The sequence below is a fragment of the Janthinobacterium sp. genome (assembly GCF_031995485.1).
Lineage (GTDB): Bacteria > Pseudomonadota > Gammaproteobacteria > Burkholderiales > Burkholderiaceae_D > Janthinobacterium.
In genome coordinates this window covers 1-15,129 of sequence record NZ_DAMAGB010000029.1, presented here as the reverse complement: position 1 = coordinate 15,129, position 15,129 = coordinate 1, and the positions used below count along the sequence as shown (strand labels likewise).

The 15,129-nt window shown below is 63.5% G+C and carries 16 protein-coding genes; 8 read left to right on the top strand and 8 right to left on the bottom strand.

Annotated features, from left to right (window positions below):
• Positions 1 to 28: 28 nt before the first annotated feature.
• Complete coding sequence (locus RTQ46_RS16220; RefSeq protein WP_312438118.1) at positions 29 to 1,141, bottom strand: Re/Si-specific NAD(P)(+) transhydrogenase subunit alpha; 1,113 nt, start codon at positions 1,139 to 1,141, stop codon at positions 29 to 31.
• 410 nt (positions 1,142 to 1,551) lie between these two features.
• Between RTQ46_RS16220 and RTQ46_RS16215 the strand changes: the two genes are divergently transcribed.
• Together RTQ46_RS16215 and mnmA are read left to right on the top strand one after the other, a co-directional pair.
• Positions 1,552 to 2,037 (top strand): NUDIX hydrolase, encoded by a 486-nt coding sequence (locus RTQ46_RS16215; protein WP_312438116.1) that lies wholly within the window; start codon positions 1,552 to 1,554, stop codon positions 2,035 to 2,037.
• 29 nt (positions 2,038 to 2,066) lie between these two features.
• Complete coding sequence (mnmA, locus tag RTQ46_RS16210) at positions 2,067 to 3,182, top strand: tRNA 2-thiouridine(34) synthase MnmA (RefSeq protein ID WP_312438113.1); 1,116 nt, start codon at positions 2,067 to 2,069, stop codon at positions 3,180 to 3,182.
• On the opposite strand, the gene RTQ46_RS16205 is transcribed toward mnmA, so the two are convergent.
• From RTQ46_RS16205 to RTQ46_RS16195, 3 genes are read right to left on the bottom strand one after another with little or no spacing between them, the layout of a single operon-like run.
• Positions 3,165 to 3,578 (bottom strand): response regulator, encoded by a 414-nt coding sequence (locus tag RTQ46_RS16205; RefSeq protein WP_312438197.1) that lies wholly within the window; start codon positions 3,576 to 3,578, stop codon positions 3,165 to 3,167. The genes mnmA and RTQ46_RS16205 overlap by 18 nt on opposite strands.
• A gap of 43 nt (positions 3,579 to 3,621) precedes the next feature.
• Positions 3,622 to 4,395, bottom strand: coding sequence for a 5'-3' exonuclease H3TH domain-containing protein (locus RTQ46_RS16200; RefSeq protein ID WP_312438111.1), 774 nt, complete (start codon positions 4,393 to 4,395; stop codon positions 3,622 to 3,624).
• A gap of 60 nt (positions 4,396 to 4,455) precedes the next feature.
• A complete protein-coding gene (locus RTQ46_RS16195; protein WP_312438110.1) occupies positions 4,456 to 5,127 on the bottom strand; it encodes a glutathione S-transferase in 672 nt (223 codons plus the stop codon).
• Between the two features lie 164 nt (positions 5,128 to 5,291).
• Here RTQ46_RS16195 and RTQ46_RS16190 point away from each other — a divergent pair, with 164 nt between their 5' ends.
• The 4 genes from RTQ46_RS16190 (at position 5,292) to nagZ (ending at position 10,663) form a co-directional block, all read left to right on the top strand.
• Positions 5,292 to 6,344, top strand: coding sequence for a YjgN family protein (locus RTQ46_RS16190; protein WP_312438108.1), 1,053 nt, complete (start codon positions 5,292 to 5,294; stop codon positions 6,342 to 6,344).
• Positions 6,344 to 7,330 (top strand): M48 family metallopeptidase, encoded by a 987-nt coding sequence (locus RTQ46_RS16185; protein WP_312438107.1) that lies wholly within the window; start codon positions 6,344 to 6,346, stop codon positions 7,328 to 7,330. Before RTQ46_RS16190 ends, RTQ46_RS16185 begins: the two co-directional genes overlap by 1 nt.
• A gap of 87 nt (positions 7,331 to 7,417) precedes the next feature.
• Positions 7,418 to 9,028, top strand: a complete 1,611-nt coding sequence (locus tag RTQ46_RS16180) for an FMN-binding glutamate synthase family protein (protein WP_312438105.1) — start codon at positions 7,418 to 7,420, stop codon at positions 9,026 to 9,028.
• A gap of 105 nt (positions 9,029 to 9,133) precedes the next feature.
• Positions 9,134 to 10,663 carry a beta-N-acetylhexosaminidase gene (gene nagZ, locus RTQ46_RS16175; protein WP_312438103.1) on the top strand — a complete coding sequence of 510 codons (1,530 nt, stop codon included), beginning with the start codon at positions 9,134 to 9,136 and terminating at the stop codon, positions 10,661 to 10,663.
• Positions 10,664 to 10,849: 186 nt separating this feature from the next.
• On the opposite strand, the gene RTQ46_RS16170 is transcribed toward nagZ, so the two are convergent.
• The 4 genes from RTQ46_RS16170 to RTQ46_RS16155 all read right to left on the bottom strand — a co-directional run bounded on the left by RTQ46_RS16170 (position 10,850) and on the right by RTQ46_RS16155 (position 13,561).
• The gene (locus tag RTQ46_RS16170; RefSeq protein ID WP_312438102.1) at positions 10,850 to 11,011 is read right to left on the bottom strand and encodes a hypothetical protein; all 162 of its coding nucleotides are present in this window, start codon (positions 11,009 to 11,011) and stop codon (positions 10,850 to 10,852) included.
• A gap of 72 nt (positions 11,012 to 11,083) precedes the next feature.
• Positions 11,084 to 11,362, bottom strand: coding sequence for a DUF6587 family protein (locus RTQ46_RS16165; protein WP_312438100.1), 279 nt, complete (start codon positions 11,360 to 11,362; stop codon positions 11,084 to 11,086).
• Positions 11,363 to 11,372: 10 nt separating this feature from the next.
• Positions 11,373 to 13,274 carry a ferrous iron transporter B gene (locus RTQ46_RS16160; RefSeq protein WP_312438099.1) on the bottom strand — a complete coding sequence of 634 codons (1,902 nt, stop codon included), beginning with the start codon at positions 13,272 to 13,274 and terminating at the stop codon, positions 11,373 to 11,375.
• 11 nt (positions 13,275 to 13,285) lie between these two features.
• Positions 13,286 to 13,561, bottom strand: coding sequence for a FeoA family protein (locus RTQ46_RS16155; RefSeq protein WP_312438097.1), 276 nt, complete (start codon positions 13,559 to 13,561; stop codon positions 13,286 to 13,288).
• A gap of 351 nt (positions 13,562 to 13,912) precedes the next feature.
• On the opposite strand from RTQ46_RS16155, the gene RTQ46_RS16150 reads away from it, so the two are divergent.
• Positions 13,913 to 14,137 (top strand): (2Fe-2S)-binding protein, encoded by a 225-nt coding sequence (locus RTQ46_RS16150; RefSeq protein WP_312438096.1) that lies wholly within the window; start codon positions 13,913 to 13,915, stop codon positions 14,135 to 14,137.
• Positions 14,138 to 14,158: 21 nt separating this feature from the next.
• On the top strand, positions 14,159 to 14,863 hold the full coding sequence (locus RTQ46_RS16145) for an energy transducer TonB (RefSeq protein WP_312438095.1): 705 nt from the start codon (positions 14,159 to 14,161) through the stop codon (positions 14,861 to 14,863).
• Positions 14,864 to 15,129: the final 266 nt, after the last annotated feature.

The window sequence follows — 15,129 nt, the reverse complement described above, 5'->3', positions numbered from 1 at the left end:
CGGTTATTTTTGAACTTGTTTGCGCAGTTTATTTGCGTAGCACTTCGCCACCCGAGCACACCAGGCTGGCCTTGATGATTTCATCCTCGCGGTCGATCAGCAGCTGGTCGTCCTTGTCGAAGATCAGCTTCAGGAAGTCGAGCACGTTGCGCGCATACAGGGCCGAGGCATCGGCCGCCACCAGCGTGGCCAGGTTCGGTTCGCCGACGATATGCACGCCGTGCTTGACCACCGTCTTGCCCAGTTCCGACAGCGGGCAGTTGCCGCCCTGCTCCACCGCCAGGTCGACGATCACGGAACCGGGCTTCATGGCTTTCACCGTCTCTTCGGAAATGAGCACCGGCGCCGGACGGCCCGGGATCAGCGCGGTGGTGATGATGATGTCGGCCAGTTTCGCCCGTTCGTGCACCAGTTCGGCCTGGCGCCGCATCCAGTCGGCCGGCATCGCGCGCGCATAGCCGCCGGAGCCTTTGGCGATTTCCTTTTCTTCGTCGGTCAGGAACGGCACGTCGAGGAATTTGGCGCCCAGCGATTCGACCTGCTCCTTGACGGGCGGGCGCACGTCGGACGCCTCGATCACGGCGCCCAGGCGCTTGGCCGTGGCGATCGCCTGCAGGCCGGCTACGCCGACCCCCATGATCAGCACGCGCGCCGCCTTGACGGTGCCGGCGGCCGTCATCAGCATCGGCATGAAGCGCTGATAGGTGTTGGCCGCCACCAGCACCGCCTTGTAGCCGGCGATATTGGCCTGCGACGACAGCACGTCCATCGATTGCGCGCGCGTGATGCGCGGCACGGCCTCGAGCGCAAACGCGGACAGGCCGGCGCCCGCCATGGCGGCGATATTGTCGGCGTCGAAAGGGTTGAGCATGCCGATCAGCACCGTGCCACTGGTCATCAAGGCGCGTTCGGCGGCATCGGGCGCGCGCACTTTCAATATGATGGCGCAGCCATGGGCTTCCTGGGCGCTGCCGATCTGCGCGCCGGCGGCGGCATAAGCCTCGTCGGGAATCGACGCCTGCATGCCGGCGCCCGCCTGCACGACGATCTGGTGCTTGGCCGCCAGTTTCTTGACGGTCTCGGGCGTTGCCGCCACCCGGGTCTCGCCTGGCCGCGTTTCGGCCGGGATGCCTATCCTCATGATGCCTCCAGAAATTATTAAACTGACTAGAATCTAACACGGAAACCTTGGCCTTAAACATTTGTGATCCAGCAACTTCTAGGCGCATGGCACTAATTCATGGCCTTGCCCCGCACCATCGGGCAGGAACAGCGAGACAGGAAATTTGTGTCAATTTCGCCACAAGAAACCATGCGTGCGCGCTTGTTTTGGCCCGGCAGAGCGCCTATATTGACGGGCGCACCGGGCGCCTTGCCGTCAACCTGCCGTCAACTTGCCCATGCTAGTGCGCGCCACCGGCATGATGTAAGTGCCTCTCCCTGCTATTTACTAAAACGTTGTCTTTTATCAATATGTCCGCGCAAAGAAGGCCGGGTTCAAACCGCGCGCGCAGAACAAGATAAAATGTCGGCTCTTTCAAGGATGGAACCATGCCGAGAATCTGGAAACCCTCTGTCACCGTTGCCGCCATCGTCGAGCGCGACGGCCTGTTTTTACTGATTGAAGAAGAGACCAGCGAAGGCATCAAGATCAATCAACCGGCCGGCCACCTCGACCCGTTCGAGTCGCTGGAACAGGCGGTGATCCGCGAAACGCTGGAAGAAGCGGCGTACGATTTCATCCCCACGGGCCTGGTCGGCATGTACATGTCGCGCTACCAGTCGGTGCGCACCGGCGAGGACGTCACGTATCTGCGCTTCACGTTTTGCGGCACCGCCGGCGCCGAGCATGACCGTCCGCTCGACGAAGGCATCATCCGCACCATGTGGATGACGCGCGACGAACTGGCGGCCTGCCAGGAGCGCCACCGCAGCCCGCTGGTGCTGCAATGCGTCGACGAATACCTGGAAGGCCGGCGCGCGCCGCTGGCCCTGCTGCACACGCATGCCTCGGTCTTCAATGGAGACAAGGCGTAGCGTGCTTATTTAAGTAATTGGAAAGCAAGATGAGCAAGAAGAAAGTCGTGATCGGCATGTCCGGCGGGGTCGATTCCTCGGTCGCCGCATGGATGCTGAAGGAACAGGGCTATGAAGTGATCGGCCTGTTCATGAAAAACTGGGAAGACGACGACGATTCGGAATACTGCTCGACGCGCCAGGACTGGATCGACGCGGCCAGCGTGGCCGACGTGATCGGCGTCGATATCGAGGCCGTCAATTTTGCCTCCGAATACAAGGACCGCGTGTTCGCCGACTTCCTGCGCGAATACCAGGCCGGCCGCACGCCGAACCCCGACGTGCTGTGCAACGCCGAGATCAAGTTCAAGGCTTTCCTCGACCACGCGATGACGCTGGGCGCCGACCTGATCGCCACCGGCCACTATGCGCGCGTGCGCCAGGCCCCCACGGACGCCGGCCGCTACGAGCTGATGAAAGCGGTCGATGCCAGCAAGGACCAAAGCTATTTCCTGCACCGCCTGAACCAGGCGCAGTTGTCGAAAACCCTGTTCCCGCTGGGCGAAATCCCGAAGACGGAAGTGCGCAAGATCGCCGAAAAGCTGGCGCTGCCGAACGCGCAGAAGAAGGATTCGACCGGCATCTGCTTTATCGGCGAGCGCCCGTTCCGCGAATTTTTGAACCGCTACCTGTCATACAAGCCGGGGCCGATGAAGACGGCCGATGGCAAGACCGTGGGCGAACATGTGGGCCTGAGTTTTTATACGCTGGGCCAGCGCAAGGGCATCGGCATCGGCGGCGTGAAGTCGTACCAGAACGCCGACGGCAGCAGCGACGCCTGGTATGTGGCGCGCAAGGATATCGCCAGCAACACCCTGTACGTGGTGCAGGGCCACGATCATCCGTGGCTGCTGTCGCCGGCCCTGTCGGCCGACCAGGCCAGCTGGATCGCCGGCAGCGCGCCGCAAGCGGGCGCGCTGTCCGCCAAGACACGCTATCGCCAGGCCGACGTGGCCTGCCAGCTGCTGCCGGACGGGAATGAGCTGTTCGGCCTGGCCTTCGACCAGGCCCAATGGGCCGTCACGCCGGGCCAGTCGGCGGTGCTGTATGACGGCGACGTGTGCCTGGGCGGCGGGATTATCGCCAGCTCAACCGGCCTGGCTTGACGCCTGCGCGGCGGCCAAGGCCTGCTGCTTGCGCACCATGGCAATGACCGTGTTGCGCACGGTTTTGAGCACCGTGTCGGCCATGAAGGGTTTCACGATAAAGCCCGACACGCCCATCGCGTGCGCCTTTTGCAGCGAGGCGGCGTCGATGCCGCCCGAGATCATGAAGATCAGCGTTTTCGGATACTGCTCGCGGATGGTCTGCACCACGTCGCTGCCGTCTTCCACCTGTTCGCGCGCGATGCACACGAAGTGCGGGCGGTGCTTGACCAGCAGCGCCAGCCCCAGCGCGCTGGTATGGGTCTGGCCGCACACATCGTAGCCGCCATCGGTCAGGACCGTATTGAGCAGGCCGCGCGCCACGGCGCTGCTGTCGATCAGGACTGCCTTTAACATCATGATTGCTTCCCTTGCTTGATTGTTCTTGCCTGGCCTGCGGCTATTTGTCCCAGGCCAGCATATTCCATGTCACACCGAGCCTGACGTCGGTTTTCAGTTCCACGAGCTTTCTTGAAAGATACAGTATTTCGCGCTCCTTCCGCAGGCTTTCACCCAGCGTGCCCGGCAAAATGCCGGCGCCGGCCATCACCGCGTCGATATTGCCGTAAGCGCGCAACAGCTTGGCGCCGGTTTTCAGGCCGATCTTCGCCACGCCGGGGATCGAGTCGGTGACGTCGCCCATCAGCGCCAGCAGGTCGGGCAGCAGTTCGGGCGGCACGCCGAATTTCTTCTCGACCCAGGCATGGTCGTGCCAGACGCCCTTGAAATGGTCCCACACCAGCGCGCCGTGCGCGATCAGGCCGTGCAAGTCCTTGTCGGTGGTGGCAATGACGGCCGCACCACGCCCTTCGTTCAGCCAGCGCATGACGGCCGTGCCGATCACATCGTCGGCCTCCACTTCGGGAATGCTGACCACATGCAGGCCGAAGCCGGCCAGCGTATTGTAAAAGCCGGGCAAGGCGTCGCGCAGCACCTGCGGCATCGGCTGGCGCCCTTCGCGGTAGCCCGCATACAGCGCATGGCGCCAGGTCGGGCCGCCATAGTCGAAGGCGGGCAGGATGTGCGTCGGTTCGTGGTCGTTGATCAGGGTACGGAACGACGATAGCGCATGGCGCAGCGCGATCTCCGCCTTGAGGTCGGAATCGGGTTCGGGACTGGCTTCGTAGACGCGGCGTACGATATTCAAGCCGTCGATAGCGAGGAGTCGGGCCATGCGGTAAGTTGATGCTGGTTGAATCGATCATTTTACCGTAGCGTGGCCCGGGCAGACCGATTACTTGGCGTAGGCGTAAGGCCCGCCCTTCTCAAGCGCACGCTGGTACGCCGGCCGCGCATGGATGCGCTGCAGGAATGCCGTCAGTTTCGGAAAGCGCGCGTCGAGCCCGCCGCGCGAGGCGGCCGCTTCCAGCGGGAAGCTCATCTGGATATCGGCGGCCGAGAATTCATTGCCGGCAAACCATTTGGTCTTCTCCAGTTCCGCTTCCATATAGGCCAGCTGGCTGTCGATATTCGGCTGCACGAAGGTGCTTTTGACTTTTTGCGCAATCCCGCGCGCGATCGGTTTGACGAAAAACGGCATTGGCCCGGACTCGACCTTGTCGAATACCAGTTTCATCAGCAGCGGCGACATGGCCGAGCCTTCCGCGAAGTGCAGCCAGTAGGTCCAGCGCAGCTTCTCGGGCGCGCCGGCGGCCGGTACCAGGCGGCCATTGCCGTAGCGCTCGACCAGGTAGTCGATGATGGCGCCCGATTCGGCCACCGTATTGGCGCCGTCGGTGATCACGGGCGACTTGCCCAGTGGATGCACGGCTTTCAGCGCGGCCGGCGCCAGCATGGTTTTCGGGTCGCGCTGGTAGCGCTTGACTTCATATTCCAGGCCCAGTTCTTCGAGCAGCCAGAGCACGCGCTGCGAGCGCGAGTTATTGAGATGGTGGACAACGATCATGGTATTCCCGTCAGCGATAAGGTAACTGCCAGTATAGCCGCCGCGCGCTGGCATGGCCGCGCACGCTTGCGGGCATAAATTTATTGCAAATGAACAATATTTCAATTGACAATATCTTGCTACTGCGGCATCTTGTTTATTTTTTAATAGCAAGGAACCCTGGCGTGCATACCGACCCCACTCCCCCTGGCATCAAGCGCGAAGCCATTACCTTCAGCGCCACCGGCAGCGAATACTTCCGCATCTGGATCGTCAACCTGCTGCTGAGCATCGTGACGCTCGGCATCTACTCGGCCTGGGCCAAGGTGCGCCGCAACCGCTATTTTTATTCCAGCACCCATCTGGCGGGCAGCAGCTTTGAATACCATGGCAACGCCATCGCCATCCTGAAAGGCCGCATCGCCGCGGTGGTGCTGATCGCCGGCTACAACATCGCCTTCCAGATCTCGCCCTTCATCGGCTTCATCATGTTCCTGCTGATGGCCGCCATCCTGCCCTGGCTGGTATGGAAAAGCCTGCAGTTCAAGCTGTACAACACCAGCTACCGCGGCATTCGCTTCGGCTTTGACGGCAGCGCGAAACAGGCCTACAAATACTTCCTGTGGCTGCCGATCCTGAATGCCTTCACGGGCGGCCTGATGACGCCATTCCTGCACCAGCGCCTGAAGCGCTTCCAGCATACGGAAAGCCGTTTCGGCAGCGCCCACTTCAGTTTTGACGCCAGTGTCGGCAGCTTCTACAAGACCTATTTGCTGTTCTTTGCGATCCTGGTGGCCGGCCTGGTGGCGCTGATCGTGGTCGGCTTTGGCAGCGTGTTCGCCTCGTTTGCCGCCAACGCCAATGACCCATCGAAGGTCGGCAGCATACTGCTGGCCATCGGCGCGATCTACCTGTGGATGTTTACCGTGCTGCCGCTGTTCCTGACCATGATCCAGAACCTGATCTGGAACCATACGCGTTTGCAGCAGCACCAGTTCCAGTCCCAGCTGACCTGGGGACGCACCACTTTCATCATGCTGACCAACCTGCTGGGCATCGTCATCACGCTGGGTTTGTTTACGCCATTCGCCCACGTGCGCTGGCTGAAATACCGCCTGGAAGCGACCGCGCTGCTGGCGCATGGCAGCCTGGACGAATTCGTCGCCGCCACCGGCGAGCAGGTCTCGGCCACCGGCGAAGGCATGGTCGACCTGCTGGATTTCGACCTGTCGATGTAATGACCGACACTGTCTCCGCGCGCTATTTCGACGGCCAGACTTCGCGCCTGTACCACGTCACGCTCGGCGTGGACGGCGACCAGGCAGTGCTGGCCGGCGATATCGAACGGCGCTGTCCATTGGCCGAGCTGCATGTGTCCGAGCGCAGCAGCCACGCCGTGCGCAAGGTCAGCTTTCCCGACGGCGCCTACCTGGAGATCGCCGACCAGGCGGCCTTCAACCAGCTGCTGCATGCCAGCGGCCACCGCGACACCTGGGTGGTCAAGCTGCAGCAAAGCTGGCGCGGTGCCCTGCTGGCCACTGTCGCCACGGTGCTGGCGCTGTTCCTGTGCTACCAGTACGTGCTGCCGCTGGCCGCCAAGGCCCTGGCCTACGCGCTGCCGCCGGCCGTCGAGCGGCAGCTGGGCCAGGGCGTGCTCGACCTGCTGGACAGCCATGTATTCGACCCCAGCGAGCTGGCCGCCGCGCGCCAGGATGGCCTGCGCGCGCAGTTCGCCCGCCTGGCCACGCCGGATGGCAACCGGCTCGAACACCGCATCATCTTCAGGAAAAGCAAGATCGGGCCGAACGCATTTGCCCTGCCTTCGGGCGATATCGTGCTGACCGACGAGATGGTGGAGCTGATGCCCGACGACCAGGCCGTCATGGGCGTGCTGGCGCATGAGCTGGGCCATTTGCAGCGGCGCCACCTGACGCGCCGCATCATCCAGACCTCGGCCGTGGGTGCCGGCGCGGCGTTGCTGTTCGGCGACGTCTCGACCGCCGTGGCGGCCCTGCCGCCGCTGCTGCTGGACCTCAAATACTCGCGCGACGTCGAGCGCGAAGCGGACGATTATGCGATCGCCATGCTGCGCCATAACGGCATCGCGCTGGAACACCTGGCGCAGGTATTCGTCGCATTGGGCAAGCTCGATCACGGCACGCCGTATCTGTCGAGCCATCCGGCCAGCGCCGAACGCGTGGCACGCATCCGCGCCGCGCAATAGCCTGACCGGCCGTGGCGGCAGCCTCGCCACGGCCTTTTCAAATCACCGGTACACTCTGCGGCTATTCGCGATCCCACCGGAGTGCCCATGCAGCTCGTTTCCATCCGCTACCTGACCTTGTTTGTGGCAGCAGCCATTTTTGCGTTGTCCCTGTTTTTCTACGATCACTACTGGCTGCCGCTGCTGGCCGGCGCGCTGACTTTGCTGGGCATCAGCGACCTGCTGCAGACGAAGCACGCGCTGCGCCGCAACTATCCTATCCTCGCGCACTTCCGCTATACCTTCGAAAGCGTGCGTCCCGAGATCCGCCAGTATTTCCTGGAAAGCGACAGCGAGGCAACGCCGTTCTCGCGCAACCAGCGCAGCATCGTCTACCAGCGGGCCAAGCAGGAAACCGACAAGCGCCCGTTCGGCACCCAGCTCGACATGTACCAGGCCGGCTATGAGTGGATCAACCACTCGATCGCGCCGGCCGCCGTCAACGGCCACGATTTCCGCATCGAGATCGGCAACCACCCCGATTGCCCGCGCGCCCAGCCGTATTCGGCCAGCGTGTTCAATATCTCGGCGATGAGCTTTGGCGCGCTGTCGGCCAACGCCATCCTGGCCCTGAACGGCGGCGCGCGCCGCGGCGGCTTCATGCACGATACGGGCGAAGGCAGCATCAGCCCCCATCACCGCGCCAACGGCGGCGACCTGGTATGGGAAATCGGCTCCGGCTATTTCGGCTGCCGCAATCCGGACGGCACCTTTTCGGAAGAGCGCTTTGTCGCCAATGCCAGCTCGGAGCAGGTAAAGATGATCGAGCTCAAAATGTCGCAGGGCGCCAAGCCGGGCCATGGCGGCGTGCTGCCGGGGCCGAAAGTGACGATCGAAATCGCCGTCACGCGCGGCGTGGCGGTCGGCGAGGACTGCATTTCGCCGGCCAGCCACAGCGCCTTTTCCACGCCGGTCGAGATGCTGCTTTTCATCGAGCGCCTGCGCAATCTGTCGGGCGGCAAGCCGACCGGCTTCAAGCTGGCCATCGGCCATCCGTGGGAGTTCTTCGCCATCGTCAAGGCCATGCTGGCCACCGGCATCACGCCCGACTTCATCGTGGTCGATGGCAGCGAAGGGGGCACGGGCGCGGCGCCGCTGGAATTTACCGACCATGTCGGCACGCCCCTGCAGGAAGCGCTGGTACTGGTGCATAACACGCTGGTCGGCGCCAACCTGCGCGAGAAAATCAAGATCGGCTGCTCGGGCAAGATCATCACGGCCTTCGACATCGCGCGCCTGCTGGCGCTGGGTGCCGACTGGTGCAACTCGGCGCGCGGCTTCATGTTTGCGCTGGGCTGCATCCAGTCGCAAAGCTGCCATACCGACCGCTGCCCGACCGGCGTGGCGACGCAAGATCCTCAGCGCCAGCGCGCGCTGGTGGTGCCCGACAAGATCGAACGCGTGGCGCACTTCCATCAGAACACCCTGAAGGCGCTGGCCGAACTGATCGCCGCGGCCGGCCTGGCGCACCCGCAGGAACTGCGCCCGCATCACCTGGTGCGGCGCATCTCGCCGAACCAGGTGCGCCTCGCGTCGGCCCTGCTGCCGTTCCTGGAACCGGGCCAGTTGCTGGACCCGGACCAGCTGTCGAAACTGCCGCCCGTATTCGGCCTGTACTGGCCGAAGGCACAGGCGGAATCGTTCAAATCACTGGACTAATACCAATTAATAACCACTTGCAGATTATTTCGAATCCAATACAATACCAACCAGACGATGTACCACCAGCACAATCACGACCGGAGAATGGCAATGGAGCAGGGCTTGCGCGAGAAAATAGGACAGCTGTTCATGGTGGGCTTCGACGCCCTGGAAGCCAACGACCATATCAGGACCCTGATCCGGCAGAAAAAAGTCGGCGGCGTGATCCTGTTTCGCCGCAACGTGCATACGCCGGCGCAGGTGTCGCGCCTGTGCCGCGAACTGCAGGACATCAATGCCGAAGTGTCCGATATTCCGCTGCTGATCTCGATCGACCAGGAAGGCGGCATGGTGATGCGCATCGAACAGGGCGTGACACCGATTCCCGCCGCGATGGCGTTCCAGGCGGCCGGCTCGGTGGAAGACTGCGAACGCCTGAACCGGGTCAGCGGCGGCGAAATGCGCCAGGTTGGCATCAACATGCTGCTCGCGCCCGTGCTGGACGTAAACAACAACCGCAGCAATCCGGTGATCGGCGTTCGTGCGTATGGCGAAGACGCCGATACCGTGATCAGCTACGGCATGGCGGCCATGCGCGGCCAGCAGTCGAGCGGCGTGGCGGTCACCGCCAAGCACTTCCCCGGCCATGGCGACACGGCCACCGACACCCATTACGCGATGGCGAAGGTAGCCCACGACAAGGAGCGTCTGCACGCGGTGGAACTGGCGCCGTTCCGCGCCGCGATCGCGGCCGGCGTGGACGCCATCATGACGGCGCATGTGGTGTTCCCCGCCTTCGAGAGCGACACCAGCGTGCCGGCCACCTTGTCGAAAGGCGTGCTGACCGATCTGCTGCGCGGTGAAATGAAATACGACGGCGTGGTCATTTCCGACTGCCTGGAGATGGCGGCGATTGCCGACGGCATCGGCATCACGCAGGGCGCGATCGCCACCCTGCAGGCGGGCGCCGACATCGTGCTGATCTCGCACCGCGAGGCGCAGCAGCATGCCGCCATCGAGGCGGTAGTGGCCGCAGTGGAATACGGCGCAATTCCCATGGCGCGCATCGATGAAGCGGTGGCGCGCGTGGCGGCCCTCAAGCGCGTGCGCGCGGTGCAGGACTGGCGCGAACGCGCGGTGGAGCCGGCCTCGCTGATGCAGCCGGCAAGCATGGCGCTGGCGCGGCAGGTGCAGCAGGCCGCGCTGCGCGTGGACGGGCCATTTCGCCCGCTAGCCGCCAGCCTGCCGGTGACCCTGATCACGGTGGAAGTGCGCTCGCGCAGCGAGATCGATGAAGTGGCGCTGGGCCGCAACAAGGAAGCGCGCAGCTCGATGCTGCCGGCGCTGCTGGCGGCCGGTTTCGACGTGCGCGAATATGCGCTGTCGGCCCAGGCCGAGGAAGAGGAAGTCGATGCCGCCATCGCCTTTGCGCAAGGCGCGCAGCAGATCGTGTTGCAGACCTATAACGCGCTGTTCGTCGACGGCCAGCGCCGCCTGGCCGCCGCGCTGCCGCACGACAGGCTGTGGCTGGTGGCGGGGCGCCTGCCGTACGACCTGGACCTGGTACCAGAGGCGCAGGGCCGCCTGGCGGCGTTTGGCTGCCGCCCGGCCGCGCTGGCGCCGGTGGTGGACAAACTGGCCGGCAAGGCTTGATGGTCTTATCTTGCGTTGCATCTCGGGTTACGCCATTCCGGCTAACCCGACCTGCCGATTGCGCACATGCGTAATCCGACAACACCACCGACGCCAACAATGTTGTCGGATTACGCGCTTGAGCGCCAATCCGACCTGCGTCATTCCTGTGGACGTAAAAAAACCCGCGAGGCGCGGGTTGCTTGCTCATTGTCGGGGCACCGGCGGCAACGCCGCCACCGCCAGCAAGGCAAATGGCCCGAGGAACAGGCCGATGCCGAACCACAGGCCGCCGTGGCGGCCGCGCCGGCTGGCCAGCTGCCAGGTGGCCAGCGCAAACAGGAACATGAACATCAACAGGATTGCCATTTGCCGTTCCTCTCACCAGGTTGACCAGCCTGAAGGTAGCACAGGCAACAAGCCTGCGCCACCACCGCGTGCCTAGCGCTGCACCTGCATCATGATCACGCGCTTGGTGCCGCTGCCGTCGGCCGGCGGCGTGTTCGATGGCGGCGCGGGCGTGTCGCACGAGCCGCAGGAACCGCAGCCGCTGCCGCAGCCCGGCGCGACCTTGAATACCTTCGCCATCTTTTCTTCACTCAGGCCGCAGCGCACCAGGCCACGCACGATGGCGCGGCGCATGGCGGCCGGCAGGTAGCGGGTCGAAAAGTGCAGCACGGCGGCGGCGACAATCAGGGCGACGATAATGGTTTGCCACATGTGACTCTCCTCAAGCCCCCAGCAACAGGGCAACGCGGTAGGTGATGAACGATGCGATATAGGCCAGCGCGAACATGTAGCCGGCCATCAGCAGCGGATAGCGCCAGCCGCCCGTTTCGCGTTTGACCACCGACAGGGTGGACAGGCACTGCGGCGCGAACACATACCAGGCCAGCAGCGACAGCGCGGTCGCCATCGACCATGAATGGGCGATCAGGGGCTCCAGCGTCGAAGCCAGCGCATCGCCGCTTTGCGACAGTGCGTACACGGTGCCCAGCGCGCCGACAGCCACTTCACGCGCGGCCATGCCCGGCACCAGCGCGATGCAGATCTGCCAGTTGAAGCCGATCGGCGCGAAGATCACTTCCAGGCCGCGGCCCAGGATGCCGGCCAGGCTGTAGTAGATCGGCGGATGGATCGCGTTGTCCGGCGGGCCGGGGAAGGTGCTGAGGAACCACAGGATGATCATCAGCGTCAGGATGATGGTACCGACGCGGGTCAGGAAGATCTTGGCGCGCTCCCACAGGCTGACGGCCAGGTTGCGCAGGTGCGGCCAGTGATAGCTTGGCAGCTCCAGCAACAGCGCCTGCTTGCTTTTCACGCCCATGCCGCGCTTCATGACCCAGGCCACGATCATGGCCGAGATGATGCCGGCAAAGTACAGCGTAAACAGCACCAGGCCCTGCAGGCTGAGGATGCCCCATACCTGCTGCTCGGGAATGAAGGCGGCGATAATCAGCGCATACACGGGCAGGCGCGCCGAGCACGTCATCAGCGGCGCGATCATGATGGTGACCAGGCGGTCGCGCGGATTCTGGATGGTGCGTGCCGCCATCACGCCGGGAATCGCGCAGGCAAAGCTCGACAGCAGCGGAATGAAGGCGCGGCCCGACAGACCCACGCCGCCCATCATGCGGTCGAGCAAAAATGCCGCGCGCGGCAGGTAGCCGCAGTCTTCCAGGCTGAGGATGAAGAAGAACAGGATCAGGATCTGCGGCAAGAAGACCAGCACGCTGCCAACGCCGCCGATCACGCCTTCGACCAGCAGGCTTTTCAGGTGGCCATCGGGCATGTTCGCCGTCAGCAAGGCGCCCAGCTGCTCGACGCCGCCGGTGATCATTTCCATCGGCGTGGCGGCCCAGGCAAACACGGCCTGGAAGATCAAAAACATCAGCACGGCCAGGATGATCGGGCCGAACACCGGGTGCAGCACCACGTTGTCGATTTTTTCCGTCAGGTTGCCGCTGTCGCCGGTGTCGTTGCAGACGGCGGCCAGGATACGGCGCACTTCGCGCTGGGTCTCTTCCACCGACACGCTGTCGATGTTGGATAACGGCTGCGGCGTGGCGGCCGGCAGCGGCAGCATGGCGTCGATCGCGTCGAGCAGCGCGCGTTCGCCGTCCTGCTGCACGGCGATGGTTTCGACCACCGGCATGCCCAGTTCTTGCGACAGCTTCGCCGCGTCGATCAGCATGCCGCGCTTTTTCGCCACGTCGGTCATGTTCAGCGACAGCAGCATCGGCAGGCCCAGGCGCTTGACTTCCAGTACCAGCCGCAGGTTAAGGCGCAGATTGGTGGCGTCGACCACGCAGATGATGGCGTCCGGCCGCGGGTCGCCCGGGCGCAGGCCGCCGACCACGTCGCGCGTGATGGCTTCGTCGGGGGTGGTCGGCGACAGGCTGTAAGCCCCCGGCAAATCGAGAATGCGCACCGGCTTGCCGGCAGGCGAAGTGAAATGGCCTTCCTTGCGTTCGATGGTCACGCCGGCGTAGTTCGCCACTTTCTGGCGCGAGCCGGTCAGACGGTTGAACAGGGCAGTCTTGCCGCAGTTCGGATTGCCCAGCAGGGCGATTTGAGGCTGGTGGGCCGGCTTGTGCAAGCCGGCGCCGGTGATGTTTTCTACGGCACCCATGGTTATTCCGGTCAGGTCAGCGGTTGAATCGTGATCAGCGCGGCTTCGAAGCGGCGCAGGGCGAACGTGGCGTTACCCACCTTGATGGCCAGCGGATCGCCGCCGGGCATGCCGCGCTTGAGCATGCGGATCCGTTCGCCGGGCACGAAGCCCAGCTCCATCAGTCGGCGGGCAAGGTCGATGCCGTCCTCCATCTCGTCGGCCGGCAAGGGCGTGATATGCAACACAGTACCGCTCTGGCCGACTGCCAGCGCATCGAGCGTCATCAGGGGTGGAACTAAGGTCATGAGCAAATTCCGTTCTAGTAGTAAGGCAGATCACACGTATGTTGTGAAATGCCGACAACCGGGGCCTGAAAAAGAGGGCAGGCGCCGACCGTCCGAGACAATACCAGCATTATAAGCATGAATGCGAATTGTTTTTATTTAGCCCTTGGGGAGGCCTTGCGCGCCATGGCAAGCCAGCGGACAGCGGCCAGGCGCCACGCCGCCCAGGTCAACACTCTGCATCAAATCGCTTGCAAAGTTTGCGCCATTGCGAGACAATTGAAACTTAATGATAATGATTCTCATTAAAACGTTAGCAACAGTGTCCAGCGGCACTAACTCTTTCAGTCCATCTAGCCAGAAGGTGCATCAATGATTGTATGTGTCTGCAACAACATATCTGATCGTGAAATCCGTCAAGCCGTCGACCTCGGCCTGTCCACCATGGCCGAACTGCGCCGTGACCTGGGCGTCGCCACCTGCTGCGGCAAATGCCATACCTGCGCACGCGAAGTGCTGAGCACGCACCTGGACGCCACTGCCTCCATGCGTGAAACCGTCATCTCGCGTACCGAGGTCCCGGCCTTTACCAACTAAAACAAGAAAGCGATGAACGCCATGACGATGATGCCCCCGCCCATTACGGTGCAGGCTGTGGAACAATTTGCCGTCTTCGAGAAGAAGCGCAGCAAATTCGTGCCGCTGACGCTCATCCTCGTGTTGCATCTGGGCGCTTTCTATGCGATCCAGAGCGGCCTGCTGAGCCGTGTCGTGACCGCTGCCATGCCGGCCATCATGACCGTCAGCATCATCGCTCCGCCGGCGCCGCCGAAACCGCCGACGCCGTCCGTGCCGAAAACCGTGGAGCTGAGCGCGCCGATGCCGCGCGCCGTGATCCCGCCGCTGCCGCTGATCGCCGTGGCGCCGACCGAACCGACCATCACGCCGCCCCAGCCGACCCGCGCCGAAGCGGCGCCACAGGTGGCGACCAGCGCGCCGACCGCGCCATCGACACCGGCCCCGTCGCCACCGGCGCCAGCCACGCCGCGCACCGTCAGCAGCGTCGAATACATCAAGGCGCCGCAGCTGGTGTATCCGAACATGTCGCGCCGCCTGGGCGAAAGCGGCACCGTGGTGCTGCGCATCCTGATCAATGAAAAAGGCCTGCCCGAGCAGATCCTCGTGCACAAGTCGACCGGCTACAGCAACCTCGATGAAGCGGGCCGCCAGGCCGCCATGCGCGCGCTGTTCAAGCCGATGATCGAAAACGGCAAGCCGGTGCCGGTGTATGTACTGGTGCCCCTGACCTTCCAACTCAGCTGACCTGAGCCAACCGAGCCAGCATCCTGCGGCGTCATGCCGCCGCCAGCCAGGCAAGCATCGCACGCCGTGCTCTGCTTGCTTTTTTGCGCCCCTTTTTAATCAAGCGATTTGCTTGTTGAGTCTGCCAGCCTACATCCCCGGGCCCGGCAGACTTTTTTTTGGCCCAGAACGCCAGTAAGCGTATTAAAACTCCCGTCCTCAGCACAGGCGCTACGGGCCAAGCGAGCCTGAAAAATGTCGAGGGCAAGGCGCAGCGACGAAGACAG